Here is a 6,066-nt window from a genome sequence, read left to right on the forward strand (position 1 = left end):
GCCTGCCGCGGCGGGCTGCGGCGCGGCCGCGGGCATGGCGGCCTGCAGCCGGCCGGGCGCGGCCAGGGCACGGCGGAAGATCAGCAGGTTGTGATAGACCGTGGTGCGGCCGGTCAGGCCCGAGCGTTCCTCGGCCGGCAGCGTCTCGGCCCGGACATAGTCCCAGCCGTCGCGGGCCATGTCGTTCAGCACATCGGCCAGCGTGGCGGCGAAACGCTCGATCCCGGTCCTGGCGCCCCGGGTCTTCTCGCCGCGGGCAGGTGCGGGGATGACGGTGTATTCGTAGCTGCTCATGCGGGTGCCTCTCCTTTGCGCCGGAGGTTAGGCGAGATGGCCGGACAAGGGAAGTGGCTGGCAGGGGGCAGCGGCTGGCCGCCGCGACGCGCCCGGACGGTTTTGCCGGTTGCCCTCGGGCTTTCGGCATGGAATTCATGGGGGTGCCGGAATATCGCCATCGTCATCGCCCCGCAGACCGTTCCGGGCAGTCCCGCTGCGCGGCGCAAACCGGAAGCCTGCCATGCCTGCCGCCCGCCCCCGCTTTCCCCTGCTGCGCCGCTCGCGCGCGCTGATCGCGCATCGCCGCCACTGGCGGGCGCGCACGGTGTTCTGGCTGGGAGCGCTGACCGTGGGGCTGGTCAGCACCGGCTTCGCCTGGGCGGCGGACCTGGCAAGCGAGGTCTTCGCCCAGGTCTCGGACCATAGCAGCGCGCCCTGGCTTTTGCTGGCGCTGCCCCTGGCCTTCGCCCTGTCGGCGCTGGCCGCCCAGCACTTCTTTCCGGGCTCGCAGGGCAGCGGCATTCCCCAGGCCATCGCCGCGCGCGAGCTGAAGGGCCCCGAGCGGCAGCTGTATCTGACCCTGCGCATCGTGGCGGGCAAGATCCTGCTGACGCTGTGGGGGCTGCTGTTCGGCGCCTCGATCGGGCGCGAGGGGCCGACGGTGCAGGTCGGCGCCGCCATCATGCTGGCCAGCGCCCGGATCGGCAAGCTGCAGCATGCCCGCGGGCTGATCCTGGCCGGCTCGGCCGCCGGCATCGCCGCCGCCTTCAACACGCCGCTGGCCGGGATCGTCTTCGCGATCGAGGAAATGGGCCGCAGCTACCAGGCCCGCACCAACGGCATGGTCCTGTCCACGGTGGTGATCGCCGGGATCTCGGCGCTGGCGATCTCGGGCAGCTATACCTATTTCGGCGAGGCGCAGGCGGTGGCCGAGTTTCCGCGCGACTGGCGGCTGGTCGGGGTGATCGGGGTGCTGGGCGGCGTGCTGGGCGCCGGCTTCAGCCGCACCGTGCTGCGCATGACTCGGCGCATCCGGCGCTGGCGGCCCGGCCGCGGCTGGAGCAAGCCGGTTCTGGTCGCCGCCGGCGCCGGGCTGCTGGTCGCCATGCTGGGGCTGGCCAGCGACGGCGCGGTCTTTGGCACCAGCTACGAGCAAGCCCGCGCCGCGGTCGAGGGCCAGGCGCTGTCGCCCTGGTTCTTCCCGGCCAAGCTGCTGGCGACGCTGGCCTCGACCCTGTCGGGCATTCCCGGCGGCCTGTTCGCGCCCTCGCTGTCGGTGGGGGCCGGGATGGGCAATGCGGTCGGGCTGGTCCTGGGAGGGTCGCTGAGCTTTGCCGCCGTGCTGGGCATGTCGAGCTATTTCGCCGGGGTGGTGCAATCGCCGATGACCGCCTTCGTCATCGTGATGGAGATGACCGCGACCCAGGAACATGCCCTGCCGGTGATGGCGGCGGCGCTGCTGGGCTATGGCGTGTCGCGGCTGCTGTCACCCGAGCCGCTGTATCACGGCCTGGCCCGGCTGTGGCTGGCCGACGCAATCCGTCTGCGCCGGGCGCGCGAGGCCGAGGGCTGAGCGGGCGCCCCGGGGGGCGCAGGGGCGCTGCCCCTCGCCCCTGCGGGGCTCACCCCGGAGTATTTCCGGAGCGCAGAAGGAGGGGCCGCGGCGCGGGCGCGCCGGCCGTTCACTGGCCCAGCTTCTTCGCCACCAGTTCGTTCACCGCCGCCGGGTTGGCCTTGCCGCCGGTGGCCTTCAGCACCTGGCCCACGAACCAGCCGGCCAGCTTGGGATTGGCGCGGGCCTTTTCCACCTGCGCCGGGTTCGCGGCGATGATCTCATCCACCGCCGCCTCGATGGCGCCAAGATCGGTGACCTGCTTCATGCCGCGCGATTCCACGATCTCGGCCGGGTCGCCGCCCTCGGTCCAGAGGATCTCGAACAGCTCCTTGGCGATCTTGCCCGAGATCGCGCCCGAGCCGATCAGGTCGATCACCCCGCCGAGCTGGGCGGCGGAAACCGGCGAGGTCTCGACGCTCAGCCCTTCCTTGTTCAGCCGGCCGAACAGCTCGTTGATAACCCAGTTCGCCGCCATCTTGCCGTCGCGGCCGGCAGCGACCTGCTCGAAGTAATCGGCGCTCTCGACCTCGGCGGTCAGAACGCCGGCGTCGTATTCCGACAGGCCCAGTTCGGTGACGAAACGCGCCTTCTTCTCGTCGGGCAGTTCCGGCATGGCGGCGGCGATGCCGTCCACCCAGTCCTGCTCGATCTCGAGCGGCAACAGGTCGGGATCGGGGAAATAGCGATAGTCGTGGGCTTCCTCCTTCGAGCGCATCGAGCGGGTCTCGCCGCGGTCGGGATCGTAGAGCCGGGTTTCCTGCACCACCGTGCCGCCATCCTCGATGATGGCGATCTGGCGGCGGGCCTCGTATTCGATGGCCTGCTGGATGAAGCGCAGCGAGTTCATGTTCTTGATCTCGCAGCGGGTGCCGAGATGGCTGAAATCCTGGGTCTCCTGATAGCGCTCATAGGCGCCGGGCGGGCAGACCGAGACGTTCACGTCGGCACGCAGGTTGCCGTTCTGCATGTTGCCGTCGCAGGTGCCGAGATAGCGCATGATCTGGCGCAGCTTGGCGACATAGGCCGCCGCCTCCTCCGGCCCGCGGATGTCGGGGCGGCTGACGATCTCCATCAGCGCCACGCCGGTGCGGTTCAGGTCGACGAAGGACATGTTCGGGTCCATGTCGTGGATCGACTTGCCGGCATCCTGTTCCAGGTGGATGCGCTCGATCCGGACGCGGCGGGCGATGCCGGGGGCCATGTCCACGATCACCTCGCCCTCGCCCACGATCGGGTGGTAGAGTTGGCTGATCTGGTAGCCCTGCGGCAGGTCGGGATAGAAATAGTTCTTGCGGTCGAAGGCCGAGACCAGGTTGATCCGCGCCTTCAGCCCCAGCCCGGTCTTGACCGCCTGCGCCACGCAGAATTCGTTGATGACCGGCAGCATGCCGGGCATGGCGGCGTCGACGAAGGCGACATGGCTGTTCGGCTCGGCCCCGAAGCCGGTCGAGGCGCCGGAAAACAGCTTGGCGTTCGAGGCGACCTGGGCATGGACCTCCAGCCCGATGACCAGTTCCCAGTCCTGTTTCGCGCCCTGAATGATCTTCGGTTCCGGGGCGGTATAGGTCAGATGGTCGAGCATGGCATTTTCCCTGGCAAGGTTGCCCCGCCTTTTAGGGGCTTGGCGCCCGCCCGGCAAGGCCCGGCCCGTGGCGCGCTGGTCCGGGGGGGTATTGGGGAAACGGTGAAAGCGGGTTCCGCGCCTCAGGCTGGCGGGGCGGCTTTCGGTTGCGCGGTCGCGTTCGGGTATTCGGGGAACGCGGAAATCCCCTTGGGCGGACGGTATGGGTCTGCGTTCTTTCCGTTTTGCAAATACCCGAATCCGGCCGGCAAGGGCGGCGCGGCCGGGTCAGCGCCCGCCGGGACGGCCGGGCCGCGCCGACAGCCCGTGCTCGGGCACCTCGTCCTGCTCGGTTGCGATGGGGGCGGCGCTGGGGCCATGCGCGAAGCGCTCCATCAGCACGTTTTCCAGCTGCCGGTTCAGGTCGCGGCTCAGGGTCATGTAGTCGCGGTTCTCCTCGATCGGCACGCCGGGCTTCCAGACCTCGGCCAGTTGGCGCAGATGCGCACGGTCCATGCGGTAGAAGATGCGCTCGAGCTCGGAGGCCTCGTAGGGCGACAGGCCAAGGTTTTCCAGCACATAGCGCCCGGCGCGCAGCGAGCTGTCGAAGGTCTCGCGCACGATATGGTCGGCGCCGGCGGCGTAAAGCTGGAACACGTTCACCCGGTCGCGGGCGCGGGCGATGACCACGATGTCGGGACGCTTTTCCTTGGCATAGCGGATCAGGCGCAGGTTCGCCTCGGGGTCGTCCAGCGCCGCGACCAGCACCCGGGCCTTGTCAAGCCCGGCCGCGGTCAGGATCTCGGGCCGGGTCGGGTCGCCGAAATAGCCCTTGAAGCCGAAGCGCCGCATCAGCTGGATCACCTCGAGATCATGGTCCAGCACGGTGGTCTTGAAGCCCGACATGGTGACCAGCCGGTTCAGCACCTGGCCGAAGCGGCCGACGCCCGCGATGATGATCGGCTGCTGCTCCTCGATCTCGTCGGCGATGTCGCTGGCACGTTCCTCGGCGATGCGGCGCGAGATGAAGTCCGACAGGATGAACAGGAGCGGCGTCGCCAGCATCGACAGCGCGATGATCAGCAGGAAGCCCTGCGCCAGCGCCCGCGGCAGGATCGCCAGGGATACGGCATAGGAAATCAGCACAAAGCCGAATTCCCCCGCCTGGGCCAGCGACAGGGTGAACAGCGTACGGTCGCGGCCGCGCAGCCCGGTCAGCCGGGCGATCAGGTGCAGCACCAGCGCCTTGACGGCGATGACGACCACGGTGACGCCCAGCACCGTCACCGGCCGCTCCAGGACCAGCTGGAAATCCATGCCGGCGCCGACGGTGATGAAGAACAGACCCAGCAGCAGGCCCTTGAAGGGGGCGATCTGGCCCTCGAGTTCGTGGCGGAATTCCGAGCCGGCCAGCATCACCCCGGCCAGGAAGGTGCCGAGCGCCGGCGACAGGCCGACGAATTCCATCAGCGAGGCGATGCCGACCACGATCAGCAGCGCCACGGCGGTGTCGAGCTCGTTCAGCCGCGCGACATAGACCCAGCGGAACAGCGGCCGGATCAGGTATTGCCCGATCAGGATCACCGCCGCCACAGCGCCCAGCGTGACCAGCGCCGCCGCCCAGCCGGGCAACGCATGCATGAAGGCCTCGCCGATATGTTCCTCGGCATCGGCGATGGGGGCGCGGGTCGCCAGAAGCGGCATCAGCGCCAGCATCGGGATCACCGCGATGTCCTGGGTCAGCAGCACGGCGAAGGCGCTGCGCCCGCCCGGCGTCTGCATCAGCGACTTCTCGCTGAGCGTCTGCAGCACGATGGCGGTCGAGCTGAGCGACAGGATCATCCCCAGCGTGATCGCGACATGCCAGTCCTGGTTCAGCGCCATGGCCGCCAGCGCCAGCAGCGCCACCGTGCCCAGGATCTGCATGCTGGCCAGGCCCAGCAGGCGCTTGCGCATCTGCCACAGCGCCTGCGGTTCCAGCTCGAGCCCGATCAGGAACAGCATCATCACCACGCCGAACTCGGCGAAATGCTGCAGGTCGGCCATCTCTCCGGCACTGCCGGCGATGCCCAGCACCGGGCCGATGACGATACCCGAGACCAGATAGCCCAGCACCGAGCCCAGGCCCAGCCGGGCCGAAAGCGGCACGGCCACCACCATTGTCATCAGGTAGACCGTGGCGATCAGCAGGAATGTCTCCATCAGCGCCCGTCCAGCATGCGCAGTTCATGGACGCGGCCGGATTTCACATAGGTCAGCCGCCCGTTGCCGATCGAGTTGATGGTGCCGCCGTCGATGCGGTCGCCCAGGCGCACCGTCACCACCTTGCCGCTGCGCAGCCGGATCAGCGCCCGGCTGGCCTTGCCGGCGCCGATGATGCCGATGATGGTGGTGCGGCCGGTATCCATGCCGCGGCGCTGCGTTGCGGCCTTGGCCACGGTGGCCGAGCTGGCGCCCCTGGACAGCGCGCCGGCGGCAAGCTCGGGCTCGTTGTCGATCTCGGGCGGCTTGTAGTCCTGTCGGCGGGCGCGGGCGGCGCGTTCCTCGGCCTCGGCCTGGGCGCGGGCGCGGGCCTCGGCCTGGGCGCGGGCCTGGGCCTCGGCGGCGGCATCGG

The 6,066-nt window shown here is 69.5% G+C and carries 3 protein-coding genes and 2 pseudogenes; 1 reads left to right on the forward strand and 4 read right to left on the reverse strand.

The features are described 5' to 3' along the window. Positions 1–294 (reverse strand): annotated as a pseudogene (locus tag I9P22_RS22675) (DUF4177 domain-containing protein); the annotation flags it as partial. Between the two features lie 223 nt (positions 295–517). Between I9P22_RS22675 and I9P22_RS22680 the strand changes: the two are divergent. After that, a complete protein-coding gene (locus I9P22_RS22680) occupies positions 518–1,849 on the forward strand; it encodes a chloride channel protein (RefSeq protein WP_199262351.1) in 1,332 nt (443 codons plus the stop codon). A 109-nt stretch (positions 1,850–1,958) separates the two neighbouring features. Here I9P22_RS22680 and gatB read toward each other — a convergent pair whose 3' ends face one another. The 3 genes and pseudogenes from gatB to I9P22_RS22695 all read right to left on the reverse strand — a co-directional run. After that, the gene (gatB, locus tag I9P22_RS22685) at positions 1,959–3,473 is read right to left on the reverse strand and encodes an Asp-tRNA(Asn)/Glu-tRNA(Gln) amidotransferase subunit GatB (RefSeq protein ID WP_199262353.1); all 1,515 of its coding nucleotides are present in this window, start codon (positions 3,471–3,473) and stop codon (positions 1,959–1,961) included. A 267-nt stretch (positions 3,474–3,740) separates the two neighbouring features. Next, positions 3,741–5,654, reverse strand: a complete 1,914-nt coding sequence (locus tag I9P22_RS22690; protein WP_199262355.1) for a monovalent cation:proton antiporter-2 (CPA2) family protein — start codon at positions 5,652–5,654, stop codon at positions 3,741–3,743. Further along, positions 5,654–6,066: pseudogene (locus tag I9P22_RS22695) on the reverse strand (hypothetical protein); the annotation flags it as partial. The pseudogene I9P22_RS22695 and the gene I9P22_RS22690, both read right to left, overlap by 1 nt.

Origin of the sequence: Paracoccus binzhouensis (assembly GCF_016446475.1) — a bacterium.
Classification (GTDB): Bacteria; Pseudomonadota; Alphaproteobacteria; order Rhodobacterales; family Rhodobacteraceae; genus Paracoccus; species Paracoccus binzhouensis.

Coding starts and splice junctions, on each gene's coding strand:
- I9P22_RS22680 (WP_199262351.1), top strand. CDS start 518: ATGCCTGCCGCCCGCCCCCGCTTTCCCCTGCTGCGCCGCTCGCGCGCG.
- gatB (WP_199262353.1), bottom strand. CDS start 3,473: ATGCTCGACCATCTGACCTATACCGCCCCGGAACCGAAGATCATTCAG.
- I9P22_RS22690 (WP_199262355.1), bottom strand. CDS start 5,654: ATGGAGACATTCCTGCTGATCGCCACGGTCTACCTGATGACAATGGTG.